Origin of the sequence: Mycobacterium sp. ACS1612, from assembly GCF_001667505.1 — a bacterium.
Classification (GTDB): domain Bacteria; phylum Actinomycetota; class Actinomycetes; order Mycobacteriales; family Mycobacteriaceae; genus Mycobacterium.
Map to the genome: position 1 here is coordinate 154185 of NZ_LZHZ01000035.1, position 18837 is coordinate 173021.

General features: G+C 64.6%; 19 protein-coding genes. 9 read left to right on the forward strand and 10 right to left on the reverse strand.

Features of this window, described 5'->3' with window-relative positions; translation table 11 throughout:
• Positions 1 to 26 precede the first annotated feature (26 nt).
• Genes A5724_RS16135 through mgrA form a run of 6 tightly spaced genes read left to right on the forward strand, consistent with a single transcriptional unit; the run spans position 27 to position 6443 of the window.
• Positions 27 to 1541 (forward strand): sugar ABC transporter ATP-binding protein, encoded by a 1515-nt coding sequence (locus tag A5724_RS16135; RefSeq protein WP_067803620.1) that lies wholly within the window; start codon positions 27 to 29, stop codon positions 1539 to 1541.
• Complete coding sequence (locus tag A5724_RS16140; RefSeq protein ID WP_197518677.1) at positions 1538 to 2596, forward strand: ABC transporter permease; 1059 nt, start codon at positions 1538 to 1540, stop codon at positions 2594 to 2596. Before A5724_RS16135 ends, A5724_RS16140 begins: the two co-directional genes overlap by 4 nt.
• Positions 2593 to 3657 carry an ABC transporter permease gene (locus tag A5724_RS16145; protein WP_197518678.1) on the forward strand — a complete coding sequence of 355 codons (1065 nt, stop codon included), beginning with the start codon at positions 2593 to 2595 and terminating at the stop codon, positions 3655 to 3657. Before A5724_RS16140 ends, A5724_RS16145 begins: the two co-directional genes overlap by 4 nt.
• Positions 3658 to 3686: 29 nt before the next feature.
• Positions 3687 to 4688 carry a dihydroxyacetone kinase subunit DhaK gene (locus A5724_RS16150; RefSeq protein ID WP_067803623.1) on the forward strand — a complete coding sequence of 334 codons (1002 nt, stop codon included), beginning with the start codon at positions 3687 to 3689 and terminating at the stop codon, positions 4686 to 4688.
• A gap of 3 nt (positions 4689 to 4691) precedes the next feature.
• Positions 4692 to 5312, forward strand: a complete 621-nt coding sequence (locus A5724_RS16155; RefSeq protein ID WP_067803627.1) for a DAK2 domain-containing protein — start codon at positions 4692 to 4694, stop codon at positions 5310 to 5312.
• Positions 5313 to 5372: 60 nt separating this feature from the next.
• Positions 5373 to 6443, forward strand: coding sequence for an L-glyceraldehyde 3-phosphate reductase (gene mgrA / locus A5724_RS16160; RefSeq protein ID WP_067803630.1), 1071 nt, complete (start codon positions 5373 to 5375; stop codon positions 6441 to 6443).
• A gap of 56 nt (positions 6444 to 6499) precedes the next feature.
• Here mgrA and A5724_RS16165 read toward each other — a convergent pair whose 3' ends face one another.
• A complete protein-coding gene (locus tag A5724_RS16165) occupies positions 6500 to 6706 on the reverse strand; it encodes a hypothetical protein (protein WP_067803633.1) in 207 nt (68 codons plus the stop codon).
• A 301-nt stretch (positions 6707 to 7007) separates the two neighbouring features.
• On the opposite strand from A5724_RS16165, the gene A5724_RS16170 reads away from it, so the two are divergent.
• Positions 7008 to 7478: a VOC family protein gene (locus A5724_RS16170; RefSeq protein ID WP_067803635.1), complete on the forward strand. Its 471-nt coding sequence runs from the start codon at positions 7008 to 7010 to the stop codon at positions 7476 to 7478.
• Positions 7478 to 8323 (forward strand): pyridoxamine 5'-phosphate oxidase family protein, encoded by an 846-nt coding sequence (locus tag A5724_RS16175; RefSeq protein ID WP_067803639.1) that lies wholly within the window; start codon positions 7478 to 7480, stop codon positions 8321 to 8323. Before A5724_RS16170 ends, A5724_RS16175 begins: the two co-directional genes overlap by 1 nt.
• 6 nt (positions 8324 to 8329) lie before the next feature.
• Here the strand turns inward: A5724_RS16175 and A5724_RS16180 are convergent, their stop codons facing one another.
• The 8 genes from A5724_RS16180 to A5724_RS16215 are packed head-to-tail and all read right to left on the reverse strand — an operon-like array spanning position 8330 to position 16449.
• Entirely contained in the window at positions 8330 to 9151 is an 822-nt protein-coding gene (locus tag A5724_RS16180) for a BtpA/SgcQ family protein (RefSeq protein ID WP_082965057.1), read from the reverse strand.
• A 46-nt stretch (positions 9152 to 9197) separates the two neighbouring features.
• Positions 9198 to 9971 carry an SDR family NAD(P)-dependent oxidoreductase gene (locus A5724_RS16185; RefSeq protein WP_067803642.1) on the reverse strand — a complete coding sequence of 258 codons (774 nt, stop codon included), beginning with the start codon at positions 9969 to 9971 and terminating at the stop codon, positions 9198 to 9200.
• On the reverse strand, positions 9968 to 11065 hold the full coding sequence (locus A5724_RS16190) for an ABC transporter ATP-binding protein (RefSeq protein ID WP_067803645.1): 1098 nt from the start codon (positions 11063 to 11065) through the stop codon (positions 9968 to 9970). The genes A5724_RS16185 and A5724_RS16190 overlap by 4 nt, the downstream gene beginning before the upstream one ends.
• A gap of 20 nt (positions 11066 to 11085) precedes the next feature.
• Positions 11086 to 11901, reverse strand: coding sequence for a carbohydrate ABC transporter permease (locus A5724_RS16195; protein WP_067803648.1), 816 nt, complete (start codon positions 11899 to 11901; stop codon positions 11086 to 11088).
• Positions 11898 to 12749, reverse strand: a complete 852-nt coding sequence (locus A5724_RS16200; RefSeq protein WP_067803652.1) for a carbohydrate ABC transporter permease — start codon at positions 12747 to 12749, stop codon at positions 11898 to 11900. Before A5724_RS16200 ends, A5724_RS16195 begins: the two co-directional genes overlap by 4 nt.
• Before the next feature lie 54 nt (positions 12750 to 12803).
• Entirely contained in the window at positions 12804 to 14123 is a 1320-nt protein-coding gene (locus tag A5724_RS16205) for an ABC transporter substrate-binding protein (protein WP_067803656.1), read from the reverse strand.
• Positions 14120 to 15634 (reverse strand): FGGY-family carbohydrate kinase, encoded by a 1515-nt coding sequence (locus A5724_RS16210; protein ID WP_067803659.1) that lies wholly within the window; start codon positions 15632 to 15634, stop codon positions 14120 to 14122. The genes A5724_RS16205 and A5724_RS16210 overlap by 4 nt, the downstream gene beginning before the upstream one ends.
• Positions 15631 to 16449, reverse strand: coding sequence for a DeoR/GlpR family DNA-binding transcription regulator (locus A5724_RS16215; protein WP_067803663.1), 819 nt, complete (start codon positions 16447 to 16449; stop codon positions 15631 to 15633). The genes A5724_RS16210 and A5724_RS16215 overlap by 4 nt, the downstream gene beginning before the upstream one ends.
• A gap of 202 nt (positions 16450 to 16651) precedes the next feature.
• On the opposite strand from A5724_RS16215, the gene A5724_RS33135 reads away from it, so the two are divergent.
• Positions 16652 to 16945, forward strand: coding sequence for a hypothetical protein (locus tag A5724_RS33135; protein WP_082965058.1), 294 nt, complete (start codon positions 16652 to 16654; stop codon positions 16943 to 16945).
• A gap of 118 nt (positions 16946 to 17063) precedes the next feature.
• Here A5724_RS33135 and A5724_RS16220 read toward each other — a convergent pair whose 3' ends face one another.
• Entirely contained in the window at positions 17064 to 18749 is a 1686-nt protein-coding gene (locus A5724_RS16220; RefSeq protein WP_197518686.1) for a GMC family oxidoreductase, read from the reverse strand.
• Between the last annotated feature and the right edge of the window lie 88 nt (positions 18750 to 18837).

Genomic DNA, 18837 nt, shown 5'->3' on the forward strand with positions numbered 1-18837 from the left:
CGCGGCCGTGCCGGAAAGTTCCACCTATGACAGCACCAAGCGCCACCGACACGGCCAAGCCGGTGCTCCAGGTGCGTGACATCGTCAAGACGTACGGCGGCGTCACCGCCCTTGACGGCGTTTCCTTCGACCTCTATCCCGGCGAAGTGCACTGCCTGGCAGGCGAAAACGGATGCGGCAAGTCCACGCTGATCAAGATCATCTCCGGCGCCGAACGGCCGGACGCCGGCGAGATCGTCATCGACGACGTCGCACACCGCTTCATGAACGCGACCGCGGCGATCACCAGCGGTATCCAGGTGATCTACCAGGACTTCTCATTGTTCGGGAATCTCACCGTCGCCGAGAACATCGCACTCACCAGCGCCGTGGCCGAGCGTCGTCGACTCTATTCGCCGTCGGAGGCGAGGCAGACGGCCCGGCGCATCGTCGACGAACTGCGGTTGAACCTCGACCTCGACGCCGACGTCGCCGCGCTGACGGTCGCCGATCGCCAACTCACCGCGATCTGCCGCGCCGTCGTACACGAGGCCCGCGTCATCATCATGGACGAGCCCACCACCGCGCTCACGCACAGCGAAGTGGACCGTCTCTTCGCGCTCGTCGACACGCTGCGCTCACGCGGCGTGGGCCTGGTCTTCGTCTCCCACAAGCTCGACGAAGTGCTGCGCGTGGCACAACGCGTCACGATCCTGCGCTCCGGCAGGCAGGTGGTCACCGGGCCGACCAGTGAGTTCACCCGGCAGTCGATCAGCGAGTGGATGACCGGACGGGAACTCAGCGAAGAACGTGTCGTCAGTGCGCTGCCCGCCACCGCATCGGTGGTCCTCGACGTCGAGGGACTGACCCGCCCCGGCGCCTTCACCGACGTGAGTTTCACCGTTCGCGCCGGCGAGATCCTCGGTGTGACAGGGCTTCTCGGTTCCGGTAGGACCGAGATCGCCGAAGCCCTGTTCGGGGTGCGTCCCGCGTCGAGCGGCACGGTGAAACTCGACGGAAAGCCGGTCACTTTGCGTTCGATCCAGGACGCCATCGCCGCAGGCATCGGCTACGTCCCCGAAGACCGGCTGACGCAGGGTCTGTTCATGGACCGCGCCATCGGTGACAACATCATCGCCGGATCGCTCGACCGGTACCGAACCCGCTGGCGCACACTGGACAACGCGAAAACTCGCGCGACCATCCGCGAACTGTTCGACCGGCTGCGTATCAAGGCGCCGCGCGTCGCAGCGCCGGTTCGTTCGCTGTCCGGCGGGAACGCCCAACGGGTGGTGCTGGCCAAATGGCTGGCCATCAAACCCCGCGTGCTGATCCTCAACGGCCCCACCGTCGGAGTCGACGTCGGCTCCAAGGCGGACATCCTCGAAATTCTGCGCAGCGAGGCGGCCGAGGGCCGCGCCATCATCGTCATCTCCGACGACGTTCCCGAACTCGTCGCCGCGTGCCACCGGGTCCTCGTGGTCCGGCAGGGCCGGATCACCCACACCCTGGAAGACGCCGACGTCAACTCCGACCTCATCCTGGAGAGGATCGCGGCGTGACCGATACACGGCCGCAACGCTTCTCGATATCTGATCTTCGGGGACGCAACAACGAAGGCATCCTTGCGCTGATCCTGCTCGGGCTGATCATCGTGATGTCGATGCTCAATCCGGTGTTCTTCTCGGTGTCGACGCTGTTCGCGATCGTGCGCAGCTCGATCGTGCCGCTGATCTTCGCGCTCGGCGTGCTGCTGGTCATCATCAGTGGCGGAATCGATGTGTCCTTCGCCGCGATAGCAATCTTCGCCGCCTATACGACCGTGACGGCGTTCGGCTCCGGCGCCTTCGGCACAGGGCTCGTCGGCGCTGTACTGCTCGCCCTGGCGATCGGCGCTGCGCTCGGCCTGATCAACGGCGTCGTGATAGCGCGCTTCCGGTTGCCGACGCTGATCGTCACGCTGGGCACCCAGGGCATCTTCAAGGGCGCGTTGCTGACCTTCGTCGGTTCGCGCTACATCGCCGACCTCCCGCCCGCCATCGCCAGCCTGTCGACCACCAACCTGCTGTCGGTCGCGACCGAAAGCGGCCGCGCATACCTGCACGTGATGGTGATCCCAGCGGTACTGCTGTGCTGTGTAGTCGCGTTCATGTTGCGGCGCACCATGTTCGGGCGCTCAATCTATGCGATCGGCGGCGACGTCGAGGCGGCTCGACGCGCCGGCTTCCGGGTGGTCAGGACGCAGATCCTGCTCTATGTGCTGGTCGGGATGACGGCAGCGCTGGGCGGACTGATCTACATCATCATGGGCCGCAGCGCCAGTCCGCAGGATCTCGTCGGCACCGAGCTCGACATCATCGCCGCCGTGGTGCTGGGCGGTGCGTCGATCTTCGGCGGCCGCGGATCGGTCGTCGGCACCATCCTGGGTGTGCTGCTGGTGCAGGTGATCGGCAACAGTTTGATCCTGGCCGGCGTTCCCAGCGCGTGGCAGCGTGCCGCCGTCGGCACCCTGCTCATCATCGGCGTCGGTGTCCAAGCCGTATCGGCCAAGCGCCGCCGCAAACGCCAGCCGAGCGCAGAGGGGCCCGATCTGACGCAGGAGGCGATGACCGTATGACCGGCCTCCGCCAACTCAACGACGATCTGGGTACCCGCACAACCGAACTCATCGACCGGTTGCACGTCAGCCGTGGCACCGGGCGCATGTTGCTGCTGCTGGTGATCGCGTTCGCGTTCTTCGCCGCGCTGCGCCCCAACGTCTTCCTCAGCACACTGAACCTGCAGAACCTGGCGTTGGCCGCGCCGGAAGTTGGCGTGCTCGCGATCGCCATGATGCTGGCGATGCTGACCGGGGGCATCGATCTGTCGCTGGTGAACATCGCCAACCTGTCGGCTATCACCATGTCGACGCTGTACACGACCATCCACGGCAGCAACCCCGCACTGGCCGAGCAGCTGGCGCCGCTGCTCGTATTGGCAGGACTGGCAATGGGATTGCTGGGCGGCGCGATCAACGCCGTGCTGGTCGCCTACGTCGGTATCACGCCGATTCTGGCGACGCTGGGCACGATGCAGGTCTACAACGGCATAGCGGTGGTCTGGACAGGAGGCCGCACCCTTTACGGTTCGCCTGCGGCGCTGACCAACCTCGGCCAGGCGACGGTCGCCGGAATCCCCATCCTCTTCCTGATTTTCGTGGTGGCCGCGGCGCTGGTCGCGTTGTTGATCAACCGCACACCGATCGGCCTGAAGATCCAGCTCGAAGGCTCCAACCCGATGGCGGCCGGTTACTCGGGCATCCGCAGCCGGTCGGTGCTGACCAGCACCTACCTGGTCACAGGTCTGCTGGGCGGGTTGGCCGGGGTGCTGTTCATCGCGCGGAACCCTTCGGCGTCGGCCGACTATGGGGCGTCCTATGTTCTGCTCGTCATCGTCATCGCGGTGCTCGGCGGAACCAACCCGACTGGCGGTTTCGCCACCGTGTTCGGCGTTGTATTGGCCACGCTCACATTGCAAATCGTCGCCAGCGGTTTCACCGCGCTACGGCTGTCGGCATACCAGTACGCGATCGCCCAAGGGGTGATCCTGATCCTGGTGATGATCGCCGATCAGGTCACCTTGCGCCGCCGCAGACGAAGACCGCCACAGCAGCCAGCCACGGTCGGCGCCGACCGCTGATCGCACCGCAGATCCGGACAGAGGAACAGATGAAGAAGATCCTGAACCAACCCGAGCATTTCGTCGACGAGATGGTCGAAGGCATCCTGCTCGCGCACCCCGACAAGGTCAAGACGCCCGGCGAGGACCGCCGGATCATGGTGCGCGCCGACGCTCCCGTCGACGGGAAGGTAGGCATCGTCACCGGCGGTGGCTCCGGACATCTGCCGCTCTTCAAAGGCTATGTGGGCAAGGGTTTGTGCGACGGCGTTGCGATCGGCAACGTATTCAGCTCGCCGAGTTCGCAACAGTGCTTCGAGGCGACCGCCGCGGTGAACGGCGGTGCCGGGGTGCTGTACCTGTACGGCAACTACGGCGGCGACGTCTTCAACTTCGACCTGGCCGCCGACCTCGCCGAACTCGAGGACATTCCGACGCGCACCGTGCTGGGCCGTGACGACGTCGCCAGTCAGCCCAAGGAACGCAAGGCCGACCGCCGCGGCGTGGCGGGAATCTTCTTCGCCTACAAGGCTGCCGGCGCCGCCGCCGATCGCGGCGACGACTTGGACAGCGTCGCCGCGGTCGCCGAGGATGTGGTGGAACACACCGCCACCATGGGGATAGGCCTGTCTCCGACGATCCTGCCGACCACCGGCGCGCCGAGCTTCGAACTGCCGGACGGCGAAATGGAGATAGGCATCGGAATCCACGGCGAGCCAGGGATTCACCGTGGTCAACTCGACACCGCCGACGCCATCGCGGACCGGATCGTCGCGGCGTTGGTCGACGATCTGGGGTTGACGTCGGGCGACCGGGTGGCAGTCCTCGTCAACGGGCTCGGGGCGACGCCGCTGGAGGAGCTCTACATCCTGTACCGCCGCACCCACCAGGTGCTCAGCGACCTCGGGATCACGATCGCCAAGAGTTACGTGGGGGAGTTCGCGACCAGCCTGGAGATGGCGGGAGCTTCGATCTCCCTGCTGGCACTCAACGACGAGCGGTTGGCCCTGCTCAACGCGCCCGCGTCCTCTCCGTTCTTCGAGCAGGCCTGAGCCGTGAACGCAGACGAACTCAAGGAGCACATCCGCGGCAGCCTCACCGAACTGGTGAAGAGCGCCGACGAATTGCGGGACCTCGATCAGGCGCTTGGCGACGGTGATCTGGGCATCACGGTCACGCTGGGGGCGGAGGCGGTGATCGAGGCGGTGAGCGCGCTGCCGGACTCCGTCACGCCTGCGCAGATCGCGCGTGAATGTGCCAAGGCGTTCGCGAACGCCAATCCATCGACCATGGCTGCGCTGGTCGCGGGCGGGCTGCTTGCCGGCTCGAAGATCTGGACCGACGTCACCGAGATCTCGGTCAGCGACGCGGCCAGGTTCATCCGTGCGGCCGGTGACAACATCGCGTTGCGCGGTAAGACCCAACTCGGCGACAAGACCATTCTCGACGCGATCATGCCCGCCGCGGACGCTTTGGACGACGCGACCGACGCCATGTCGGGATTGCAGGACGCCATCGCGGGCGCCGAACGCGCGGTCATCGACACCACCGCCCTGCAGTCGCGCCGCGGCCGGGCATCCTGGTTGCAGGAACGCAGCATCGGGCTGCAAGATCCGGGTGCGACCGCCTTCCTCCGCTTCCTGGAGTCGTGGCGTGATGCCGCCAAGGCGTGCTGACCAAACCATCAACGCCCACACGCGAATACGCGCAACTACAACTGAAAGACGACACACCTCATGACTAGTGACCTCCCCATCTCCGGTGTCCCATTCACGAACGATCCGTGGGTGGCTTCGCAGCAGCGCTATGACTCGATGCCCTATCGGCGAGTGGGTACCTCGGGGCTGTTGCTGCCTGCGATCTCGCTGGGCCTGTGGTACAACTTCGGCGACAACCGCGCGTTCGACGATCAACGTCGAGTTCTGCGGTATGCGTTCGAGCACGGGGTCACGCATTTCGACCTCGCCAACAACTACGGTCCTCCGTACGGGTCGGCCGAAGAGAACTTCGGCCGCATGTTGCGCCGCGACTTCAAGCCGTACCGAAACGAACTGATCGTCTCCACCAAAGCCGGGTGGGATATGTGGCCAGGCCCCTACGGTCAGCTTGGTGGTCGCACGTATCTGCTTGCCAGCCTGGATGATTCGCTGGACCGCCTTGGACTCGACTACGTCGACATCTTCTACTCACACCGCATCGATCCGGTAACCCCGCTCGAGGAGACCATCGGCGCGCTGGACACCGCGGTGCGCGCGGGCAAGGCCCGCTATGTCGGCATTTCGTCGTACTCGGCCACCAAGACCGCAGAAACGGCGGCCATCGCAAAGCGCTTGGGAACACCGCTGGTCATCCACCAGCCGTCGTATTCGCTGCTCAACCGGTGGGTCGAGGGCGATCTGCTCTCCACACTCGCCGACGCCGGGATGGGCGCCATCGCGTTCACCGCCCTGGCGCAGGGCTTGCTGACCGACCGTTACCTAGACCAGCCCGCCACCGAAATCGCGCGGGCGACAACACGTCCGACATTCGACGACGAGCTGGTCACCGACAATGTTCGCGAACGACTGCAGGGTCTGGCCGCCGTCGCCAAGCGGCGTGGCCAGAGCCTGGCCCAGATGGCGCTGGCGTGGGTGCTGCGCAATCCGGCGGTAGCCTCGACACTGGTCGGCGCATCCAGTGTCGAACAACTGCAGGAGAATCTCGCGGCGCTCGACAACCTCGAGTTCACCCAGGACGAGCTGAGCGAAATCGACGAACACGCCAGGGAATCCGGTATCGACCTGTGGCGCGAAAGCTCTGACGTCTGAGAGTTACGCGGCGACCGCGCCGGTTGCGGCGACATCGGGGTCAGGTGCGGCCGCGGTTATGTGCCGTCGAGCCATCCGATTAGCCTCGGAACGAGTCCGGCGGCGAACACCGTCATGATCAGCCTGAGCACTTGCAGCGTCACCACGATCGGTCCGGACTGCAACTCGTTGGCAATGGCCAACGGCCCCACGCCGGCAAGGATGTTGCCACAGGTGGCACCGCCCATCAGTGCGGACAGCAGCGTGTCGAGCCGATCTCTCACAGCCGCTCAGGTCGTCGGGCAGTGAGTGCATCCTTCGGCGTCGCTCCGCGAATCCGCATGGCACGCAATGAGATATGCAATCTCTGATCCGTTCTTCGTAACTCGCCCGGTTGGGTTCGCATCTGAAGTTACGAAGGAGCGGCAACGAAGTCGCGCTTGTGCGCACAACCCGTACACCAGTCGATAGCCGCCTTTTGCGCATTGTGCTCGGAAGGCGGCTTCGCAGTGAAGTTGCGATGCACAGTTCTAACCCTTTACAGTGCCTTAGGCAGTTAGAATGTCGATTTCGAAGGAGTCTTCAATGGGAACGCAGGCGGGACCTACACCGGTCGCCCCCCTCATCGGCCATGTCGGTCTGAATGTCACGAGTCTCACTCGGTCGCTGAACTTTTACCGGGCGGTGTGCGGCTTCGATCTGCTTGCCGAAGGGACTGACGACGGACGTCGATACGCGTTTCTCGGGCACGGCGACACCATCACCCTCACGCTCTGGCAGCAGAGCGACGGCGTCTTTCAGACTGCACAGCCTGGACTTCATCACATCGCGTTCTCCGTGCCGACCCTCGAAGATGTGGAGGCCGTGCAGGATCGACTGCGGCGACTCGACGTTCCGTTGATCTACGACGACATCATCGCCCATCAGCCGGGTGCCACGTCGGGGGGCATCTTCTTCACCGATCCCGACGGAATTCGCGTCGAAATCTGCACGAGCGACCGCCTGGAAGCTCACCCTGCACGTGAGGATGGCGCGCCGAGCTGCGGATTCTTCTGATGCCACGGACCTACCACGCTGGCGAGTTGGCGGTCCAGGCTCAGGCGGATACGGTCGCGCAGGCCGCCAAGATGGCGCACACAGTCCGGACGAATGTGCCCGCTGCCCTGTCGATGTTCTTGAGCGCGTTGCCCTGGGTGCTCATCGGTGGTATCGATGCTCTCGAACACGTATGGGCATCACCAATTTTCGGCAAACCGGGCTTCGTCGGCACGCCTACCGACGCCGAAGTGAGAATTGCGGCGCACATCCTCATGGGGGACCCGCTCCACGGGGCGGGAGCCCGAGGGACCGGTTGGCCGGCCGGGATGCTCGCCATCGATCTGCGGTGGCGGATGCGCGCGAGGATCAACGGGACGATACGCGCCGATGAGGGCGGAATGACAATCACGGTGGATGAGTGTTACGCCAACTGCCCCAAATACATTCAAGACCATCAGCTCGACGTCGAGGACGTCTCTGCACAACCGACCCGCGTCCGATCGGACCGGATGTCTGCCAAGGGGCGGGCACTCGTTCGAGGTGCCGACACGATGTTCATCGCAAGTGTTGGACCAGACCTCAGCGCCGACGTTTCGCATAGAGGCGGTCCGTCCGGGTTCGTTGAGTGTTCCGCGGACGGGACCGCTCTGCGGTTTGCCGACTATCCGGGCAACGGTGTGTTCAACACCCTCGGCAACTTGCACTGCGACGCCAGGTCGGGCCTGACGTTTTTCGGTTTCGAGACCGGTGAACTCCTTCAACTCACCGGATATGCCAGCTCGAAGCCGACGCGCAACCGTACCGTCGAATTCAATGTGGTAGAGGCCATTTGGTGTGCGAACTTGACGCGTCGGCGTCCATAGGGCTTGTCAGGCCAATTGCTTGCGGAACTTGCGTGCCGCCGTCATCAACTCATCCACTCGGGCACGATCGGCACGGTTCTCGAAGACACCGTCGTGCTTGAAATAGGTGCCGACAATCGCACCGTCGGCGATGTCGAGCTGGTCGGCGACGTTCTCCGCGCGCACCCCGGTGTTCACGAAAACCGGGGTAGCACCCGCGGCCGACTTCACCAGCCGCAGCGCGTCCGTGTCAGTGGGTGATCCGGCGGTCGCGCCCGACACGCAGATGGCGTCCGGTGCTGTCGCGAACACTGTTGTCCGCGTAATTGATTCGAGGTCACGGCTGGCCAGGTAGGCGGCCGACTCCGGGACGATGTTGAAGAACAGCTTGACGTCGGCGCCGCCGACCCGGGAGCGGTGGCGAGCAACCGCACCCACGTTGGTGTCCCACAATCCGAAGTCACTGGCGTACACCCCGGTGAAGATCTCGCGGACGAACTGGGCGCCGGTGGCGACCGCCAGATCGATCGACGCTTGTCCGTCCCACAGAACGTTGACGCCGTAGGGGATCGCAATCTGCGGCAGCAGCTCGCCGATGACCCTGGCCATGGTGATGGCGGTGATCGGTTCGGTCTTGGTCAGATACGGCAGGCTGAACTCGTTGGAGAACATCACGCCGTCGACGCCGCCGGACTGCAGGGCGTCCAGTTCGGTGCGGGCCCGCGCGACGACGGCCGCTACGCCGCCCGCGGTGTCGAAGCCGGGATCGCCGGGAAGCGCGGCGAGATGGAGCATGCCGATGACGGGCTTTCTGACGTTGAAGACCTCGTCCAGCCAGGTGGTGGTCACGTTGTACCTCTCTCATTTGTGGTGTATCGCAAGTTGGCAGGGCGGCCTAGTCCATGTAGGCGCCGCCGTTCACGGCCAGGGCTTCGCCGGTGATGAACCGCGCGTCGGGGGAAAGCAGGAACGCGACCGACCGGGCGACGTCCTCGGGTTGCTCGAGGCGTCGCAGCGGGGTGTCGTCGATCATCATGTCGCGCACCTCCTCGGGGGTGGTGCCGCGTAACTCCGCCTCCCACACGAGTTCTCGTGATTGCATCGGCGTTTCGACGTAGCCGGGACAGACGCAGTTGACGGTGATGCCGTATTGCCCGAGTTCATAGGCCATCGCCTGGGTCAACCCGATCACGCCGAACTTCGACGCCACGTAGTCGGAGAGGAACGGCACTCGGCCTTGCTTGCCTGCCATCGACGCGGTGTTGACGATGGCGCCGGATGTTCCGTTACGCACCATGGCTCGGGCGGCGGCCTGGCCGCAGACGAAGACCCCTTTGAGATTGACCTCCAGGGTCTTGTCGTAGCGCTCGATCGGTGCCTCCAGGAAGGAATGCATGAAGGAGATGCCGGCGTTGCTGACCCACGCCTCCAGACCGAGTCGACCGGCGACGCCATCGGCGACGGCGGCAGCGCCCGACGGCGAACTGACGTCCAGCACGGCGGCTTCGTGCTCGCCGCCGTCGATGGGCGGCAGCGACGCGGCGACTTGTTGCGCTGCGTCGCCGTCGATGTCGGTGACGATCACCTGCCAGTCCCGTTGTGCCAGGGTCGTCGCGATGGCTCTGCCGATGCCGGAGCCGGCGCCGGTGACCACGACTGTCTTGGTCATGAGATGTTCGTTCCCATCTGCCGTTGTTGTGCGTCGAAGCCAACGACACGTTGGCCGGTTTGTGCGTCGAACGCATGCACCCCGCCCGGTCGAGCCGACAGCGCGACGTGCGCGCCCTCGCCGATTCCGGTCAACCGCGACACCTCGACGACGCTGGTGAGTTCGGTGTCGCGAGCATCCACCGTGACGATGGCGCGTGGTCCCAGGAGCTCGATGAGCCGGACCCTGGCTTCGGCGGTGTCGTCCGCCGTCAGCACGAGGTCGTCGGGACGAATGCCCACCGTCAGGCGGCCGCTTGCGCCGCCTGACGCGACGGCCAGGGTGAAACCGTTGGTGAAAGTGAAGGTTTCACCGCGAAGGTCGCCGTCGATGAGGTTCATCTTAGGGCTGCCGACAAACGCTGCGACGAACGTGTCGACCGGAGTGTTGTACACGTCGAGCGGTGTGCCAACTTGCGCTGTTCGCCCGTCTCGCATCACCACCATGCGATCCGACAGCGTCATCGCCTCTTCCTGGTCGTGGGTGACGTACAGACTCGTGATCCCCAGTCTGCGTTGGATCTGCAGCAATTCGGTACGCGTCTCGACGCGCAGCTTGGCATCGAGATTGCTCAGCGGTTCGTCGAACAGGAACACCGACGGTTCCCGGATGATCGCTCTGCCGATGGCGACCCGCTGCTGCTGGCCGCCGCTCAGATCCTTCGGTTTTCGACCCACCATGGCGCTCAGTCCGAGAGACTCGGCTACCTTGTCGGCGCGTTCGAGGGCCTCCGAGCGCGGCGTCTTGGTCGCACGCAGTGGGAACGCGATGTTCTCTCTGACGCTGAGATGCGGGTAGAGCGCATAGTTCTGGAACACCATCGCGACGTCGCGGTCGCGTGGCTGCAGGTTGGTGACGTCACGGTCACCGATCATGATGGTGCCGGAGGTGACCGATTCCAGTCCGGCCAGCATCCGCAGCGATGTCGACTTGCCGCATCCGGACGGGCCGACGAGGACGGTGAATGAGCCGTCGGGCAGCTCCAGGTTCAGATCGCTGACCACAGAACTCGACCCGTAGGACTTGTTGACACCGGAGAATCGGATAGTTGCCATGTGCGGCAGTCACCAACCTTCTAGAACTTCACCGCGCCACCGCTGATGCCTTGCACCAGCTGACGCTGAATGAAAAAGCTCGCGATGACGACGGGGACGACGGCGATCAGGATCGCGGCGCTCATCGACCCGATCTGCACACCGCGGAACGTGTTGAACCCAGCGATGGCGACCGGCAGGATCGCCGCCTTCCCTGGGGCAAGAATCAAACCGTAGAACAAGTCGTTCCACGACAGGGTGAACCCGAAGATCGCCGCAGCGCCGATACCCGGATACACCTGGGGAAGCACGACCAGCCGGAAAGCCTGGAACCGGGTGAACCCATCGACCTGGGCCTGTTCCTCCAGAGAGCGGGGTACCGCTTCGAAGAAGCCGATCAGGAACCAGGTCACCACCGGCAGCACGAAACTCAGGTGCGCGAAGATCACGGGTACCAGCGTGTCGGTCAGCCGCAGGGCATAGGCCATCGTGAGGAACGGGAAGACCAGCACAGCGGGCGGAAGTACCTGCGCGGCAAGCATTCCGAACCGAGTTGCGGTGCCTCCGGCCCGGAACCGGGCGATGGCATAGGCGCCCATGCTGCCCGCGACCAGGCTGATACCGACGGTGCTCAGCGCGACGATGGCACTTCGGCCCGCCGCGGTCAGGATCTCGGAAGACAGCACGTTGCGCCAGCTGGCGAAGTCGGGTGTGAACGCGACCAGGAACGGATTGCTGAGCTGCTGAGGTGTTTTCAGGCTGGCCAGGGCGATCCACACCATCGGGAAGAGCACCGTGATGGCCGCGGCCCACAGCAGTGCGATACGGCAGATGGCGAGGGTGCGCGATGACCTCATGACTGCTTGGCCTTCTCCATGCGGCGGAACGCCACGATGATGATCGTCAGCACAAGCAGCAGCACCACAAACGCCATCGACGACGCCGATCCGATGCGGAAGAACTGAATTCCCGTCTGGTAGACGAAATACTGCAATGTCTGCGTCTCGGTGCCCGGCCCACCGCGGGTGGTAGCGAACACGTACTCGAATACCTTCAAGGCGTCGAGCGAGCGCAGCAGCACCGCGACCACCAGAACCGGTGCGAGTAGCGGCAGCGTGACGCGACGCAACACGTACCACCCGCCGGCACCGTCGACCTTGGCGGCTTCAATCGGTTCCCGGGGTATCGACTGCAGCCCGGCGAGCAGGAGCAGCACCATGAACGGCGTCCACTGCCAGACGTCGATGAACGCGAGCGTGTAGAGGGCCCGGCCGGGCCCGAAGAAGTCGTAGTCGATGCCGATCGCCTGCAACATCCGTGGGATCGCGCCGATCTGGTCGTTGAGCAGGAATCGGAACGTGAGACCGACAGCGATGGGGGTGATGAACATCGGAGCAAGCAGCATCGACCTGGTGAGATCTCGTGCCCAGCGCTGCTTTTGTAGGGCCAACGCCAGAGAAAGGCCGATGGTCAGTTCCAGCGCGACCGCCACGCACACGAACGTCGCGGTGGTGCCGAACGCCTGCCAGAACGCCGGGTCCTGCAGGGTGGCAGCATAATTGCCGATGCCGACCAGGTTCGGCGTGCCGCGGCTGGTGAGTTTGTAATCGGTGATGCTCAGGTAGAACGCATACACCAGGGGGAAACCGACCACGCCCACGAAAAGGGCGATCAGCGGTGCGATCATGCGGTATTTGAATGCCACAGCGGCCGTGTCCTTTCCGTCGACGTGATCGGTTTCCGGGTCTTCACAGAGCGATTAGCCCTGGATCTTCTCGGCGGCCGCCTGCGCTGCGGCGAGCGCGTCGTCGACGCTCTTGGTGCCGGCCACGGCTTCGTTGAGTTCGGTACCGACGGCTTGGATCATCTCCTCGCCGCTGGGGCCCTGGCTCAACGGTGAGGCGTTCGCGAGAATCTGCTCGACGGTCTTGTAATAGTCCGCGCCGAACTTGCCGTTGAGTACTGCCGGATTCTTCAGTGTGCTCTGGCGGATCGCGGCGCCGCCCTTCTCGGTTCGTTCGACGTCATGCGCCTTGGAGGTGAGCCATGACGCGAACGCCCAACCCGCATCCGAAGCACCGGAATTGGCCGGAAGGGCCCAACTCCACGAACCGAGCACCTGCTTTCCACCGGGAATCGGGGCCAGCTTGTATTTACCGGCCGACGGCCCGGATCCGGGCTCGTTGAGCGCGGGCAGATTCCAGTTGTAGCTGATCATCGATGCGGCCTGGCCGCCGGACACGGACCGGAACGCCTCGTCGAAGGCCCAGTTCAAGCTGTCCGGCGGTGCGGCGGTGTGGTAGGTGTCGATGTAGGCGTTCAGCGCCCGCTTGGCCTCCGGGGTGTTCAGGCTGGGCTTGCCGTTTGCGTCGTAGATCGATCCGCCCGCAGCGAACAGCCAGTTGCCCCATTCCTCGAAGATCTTGTAGCCGCGCTGCGGCTGCATCGCGATACCCGCACGATCGCCGACCTTGAGCGCCTTGGACGTGCTGACCAGCTCGTCAAGGGTGGTGGGCACCTGCAGTTTGGCTTGAGCGAGATCGTCTGTGTTGTAGAGGTATCCGAGCGCGTAGTTGTAGAACGGCACGCCGTAGCGCACCTTGTCGACGGTGGTGATCGCCGTCAGCGACGGAAAGAAGTCGGCCGCGTCGTAGTCAGGTGTGCTGTCGATGCGGGAATCCAGCGGCTGCAGGAACTTCGCGTTCGCGAAGTCGACCATCCACGGGTTGTCGACGATGATCAGGTCGTATGCGGGCGACGGCGACTGGAAGGACGACACCAACTTGTCGCGCATCTGGTCATAGGTCAGGGTCTCGATGTCGATCTTGACGTTCGGATAGTCCTTGTTGAACTCCGGAACCATCGATTTCACGATGTCGGTGTCGGGGACGTTCTCCATCAGTATGCGCACCGTGCCCGAGACGTCCTTGGGGATCTCGCCGGATCCGCTCGCCTGCGGCTGCTCGGGTCCTCCGCTGCCCGCGCAGGAGCTGATCAACAACGTGAGCACCGCCAGTAGTGCAATTATGGGGACGGCGACGAACGGCCGCCTCCGCCGATGTGTCGTGGTGGATATCATTGCGGCACTGTTCCTTTCACTGTTGTTGGATCTCCGATACGTCGTGCCATGGTGTGCGAGATCGGCGCCACCGCGGCACCGAGTTCCCGCCACGTCTGATAGGCGTCGTGGTAGGCCGCCCGTCTGGACGGTTCCGGAACGACCGGCGGATCGAGCGCGACGAACCGCGCGGCGTCCGACCAGTCGTCGAGCGCACCAACGCCGATGGCCGCGATCACCGCAGCGCCAAGCGACGCGCCGGGGTGGCCTCGGACGGGCAGCATCTCAACGCCGAGCACGTCGGCGTGGATCTGCTTCCACAGCGTCGACTTGGACCCACCGTTGGTGACCATTACCCTGCTCGGGCCGATACCGATGTCTGTGAACACGTCGAAGTGGTGCCGAAAGCCGAAAGCGATGGCCTCCAACACTGATCGGTAGAGATCGGCACGGCTGTGACCAAGATGCATCCCGGCGAACACGCCGCGCAGATCGGGATCGTGGATCGGGCTTTTCTCCCCGAGGAAGTACGGCAGGCACAGCACTTCGGCCGGCTGGCATGACGCTGCTTGTTCGTCGAGCACCGTGAGGTCTATGCCGCCGACGAGAGCCTGAAACCAGCGAATCAGGCTGCCGCTGGTGGCCATACAACCGTTCGGCAGCCAGTGGCCGGGCACGGGGTGAGCGTCGAGATAGAGCCGTTCGTCGACGATTCTGGTGTCGCTGGCGACCAGAATGTCGCCGGCGCCACCAAGTTTCACGAGTGCATCGCCCGGCGCGTTGACTCCGGCCGCGAACGCCGAAAGCACGTGATCGGCGCCGCCGACCACCAGCGCGGCGCCTGTCGACAAACCGGTCTCACGGGCCGCGTCCTCGCTGAGATTCCCGACCTGGGACCCCGGCCGGTGAACCGGCGGCAACACAGCGGCATCGAGGCCGGCGGCGGTGAGCACGGATTGAGCGATCTCACCGTCGATGGTGAACAGGCCCGACTCGAGTGCCCAGTTCTGCTCGACGTGAATCTCGGCACCCAACGCCGTCAACACCCAGTCGTAGGAACCGACATAGTGCGCGGTGCGTTCGTAGACCTCGGGCTCGTGTTCGCGCAGCCACGTCGTGGTGGGGGCGACCGACTGTTGGGTCAGCGCCGAACCGGTCATCGTCACCAGGTCGACGTCGGTCAGCGCCCGTGCCAGGTGCTGTATCTCGAGGGAGGCCCTGGCATCGTTCTGCAAGATCGCCCGGCGCAACGGATTTCCGTCGCTGTCGAGTGCCACGACGGCGGGAACCATGCCTGAGACGGCGATCGCCTGCACCTCGTCGGCGCGGATGTCGCTGCCGGCCACCACTTCTCGGATGGATTCGACGACGTTGCGGTGCCATTGATCGGTGTCGGCCTCGGCGAATCCGGGTTGCGGTGAGTGCAGCGCGGTCTCCCGGGACGCTTGCCCGATGATCCCGCGCGACGTATCGAACAGCACGGTCTTGGTGCCGGTGGTCCCGATGTCGATCCCGATGGTGTACGAACTCACGGCTGCTCCGCCCGCCGCTCTGTCGGGCCGCCGTGGGCGCGGTTGTCGACGCAGAAAACGTCGACACCCGCGGCGCGCGCGGCCACGAGTGCGGGATGGCCGGGATCGCCGTCGGTGATGATCACGTCGACGTCGGCGAGGGCGGCGATGCTGGTGAAGGTGACGCGCCCGAGCTTGCTTTGGTCGGCAGCGACGATCACCCGGTCCGCGCGTCTGCTCGCCGCGCGTTTCACGCGACTCTCACCTTGGTGGTAGTCGGAGATGCCGCGGTCGGCGTCGATGCCCGCCACGCCCATCACGAAGGTGTCGCAGTTGTAGTTGGCCAACGTGTCCTCGGCCACCGGACCGATCAGGCTCAATTCACCCGGCCGCAATTCGCCGCCGGTCATTACGACTGTGGTCTCGGGCTCGTCGATCAATTCGAGCGCTACCAACAGGCTTGGCGTCAGGACGGTCAGTCCTAATCCGCGGCCCTTCAACGACTTCGCCACCGCGAGCGCGGTGCTGCCGGAGTCGAGGATCAGCGTCTCGTTGTGTGCGATGAGGCCTGCAACCGCGTCGGCGATATGCCGCTTTTCTTCAGCTGCGTCGGCGAGTCGCGCGGCGAAGGCCGGTTCGTTGTCCTTGCCTTCGAGCGCGATCGCACCTCCGACCACTCGCCTGACCACGCCGAGTGTCTCGAGCGCCTCGACATCGCGCCGGATGGTCATCTCGGAGACGTCGAACTCGGCGGCCAGTTCCGCGTACGTCACTTCACGCGCGACGGTCACTCGGTGCGCGAGGCGGTCTCGACGTGTCTTCGCATCCATGGTCATAGTCGCCAGCCTTGTGTGAATTTCACAGGCAGAACTCCTTCAGACGACTAAAGCCGCTGCTTCGCCGGGCAAGCAGTGTTAATTTACAACAAAAAGGCGGGCCTTGCCTAGATCTATGTGAGGATTTTTCACAGCGGAAACATATCGGCGCATCGCTCGCCGAAGTGCGACTGACCGGGATGCGGCCGCATACGATCGGCGGATGGGCGAACCCGCGACCACCGATGACGGGCACTACACCGTCATTGGCGGTCGGCGGTGGCGCGCGACCGACCCCGCGATACCCGAGGAGCGTCGGGCAGAACTTGTCAGGATCCTCATGGCCTGGCGCCGAGAAGTGCGCCGCACCAAGGGAACTCCGGAGGAATCGACGGCCAGGGCGGGCGTGAACGCAGTGAAAGCCGCGCTAGGGGAGCGTGGTACGCCGCCGTGGTGGGAGCAGACTGACACCCAACGTCGCGCGCGATGGCAGGCTCGGGTGCCGGTGCCGAGCTAGCGGCACCACCGACGCGGGGGTTGGACCTTGCGAGCAGCTCGGACTATCACGACGTTCGTTCTCGAGACTTGGCGCTGACCGTCGCACCGCCCGTCGCCGCCACCTCTTCAGCTCGTACTCATTCCAGGATCGCCCGCGTCGCGCGCTCGGCGATGAGCATGACCGGCGCGTTGGTGTTCCCAGAAGTGATGGTGGGCATCGCCGAAGCATCGGCCACTCGCAGGCCGGCAACGCGGTAGACGCGGAAGTCGGTGTCGAGCACTGTGGAGGGCGACCGCGGCAAGCCGTGTACGTCAAAGGCACCCATCGCACAGGTGCCCACCGGGTGGAAGATGGTGGTGCCCAGTTCACGGGCTGCCTGCTGCAGGTCATCGTCGCTGACCAGTTGCGAGCCGGGCAGCATCTCTTCCGGGCAGTAATGGGCCATCGTCGGGGACGCCATGATCTGCCGGGTCATCCGCAGGCCGCGCACCGCGATGTCACGATCGGCGTCAGTGGAGAGGTAATTACAGAGGATCTTCGGGCTGGTGAGCGGATCCGCATCGGCGATACGCACGTGGCCACGCGACGTCGGTCGCAGATTGCAAACCGATGGTGTGATGGCTGCGAAGGGGTGTAGCGGTTCGCCGAACTTCGGCAGCGACAACGGCTGTACGTGCCACTCCAGATCAGGGCTGGCTAGTCCGGGGTCGCTCTTGGCGAATGCTCCCAGTGTGGACGGCGGCATGGTCATGGGGCCCGATCGCAGCAGCAGGTACTGAATTCCCATGCCCGCACGGGTGATCCAATTCCGGTACAGAGTGTTGACGGTGCGCGCGCCGCGGACGCGGAAGACCGTTCGAAGCTGTAGATGGTCCTGGAGGTTGTTACCCACGCCTGGAAGATCAACGGCCACCGGCACCTGATGCTGGGCGAGCAGCCCGGCCGGACCCAAACCCGAGACCTGCATCAGATGAGGTGAGCCGATCGCTCCGGCGCTCAGGATCACCTCCCGGCGGGCTCGGACGTCGACGATTTGGTCGTCTTTGAGCAGGCGCACGCCGGTGGCGCGGTGCTGCGCCGTGGTCCAGGCGCCGCGGCGCTGATCGTCGCGGACGTGATCGTCCATCAGCAGCTGTAGCGCCTGCGTTTGTGTGTAGATGGTGAGATTGGGGCGATTGGAGATTGGATGGAGGAACGCGTCGGCCATCGACCAGCGTCGGCCACGGCGTTGATTGACATGAAAGTACGCACTGCCGGAGTTGTCACCGCGGTTGAACTCCTCGATCGGGGCGATGCCGAATTCGGCTGCGGCGGCCTGCCAGGCGTCCAGAATCTTCCAGCGCACCCGCGGCCGCTCCACCCGGATCTCACCATCGGTGCCGTGCCAGTCGTCTGCTCCGCCGAAGTAATTCTCCAACTTCTTGTAGATCGCCAACGTCTCGCCGGGGCGGTCTGGGCCACCCCAGAGCCATCGCTCGTCACCGGTCGCTTGCGTCCATAGTTCGTAATCGCTTGCCTGCCCGCGCATGTGGATCATGGCATTGATCGATGAGCATCCGCCGATCACGCGGCCCCGCGCGTAGATGATGCTGCGCCCCGCCAGACCCGGGTCAGGCTCAGTCGTGAAGCACCAGTCGGTGCGTGGGTTGGCGATGGTGAAGAGATAGCCGACTGGCACCTTGATCCAGAACCAATTGTCCTTGCCGCCGGCCTCGATCAAGAGCACACGGTGGTCAGGATTGACGCTGAGCCGGTTGGCGAGCAAACAGCCCGCGCTGCCCGCGCCCACGATGATGAAGTCGAATTCGGCCACAGGGTTCAATTCCGGCACCGTTCCTCCATTGCCGTTGGATGAGCGTCACCAGTGTGCGCGACGACGGATCGCCACAACTGTATTCGCGTGTGCTCTC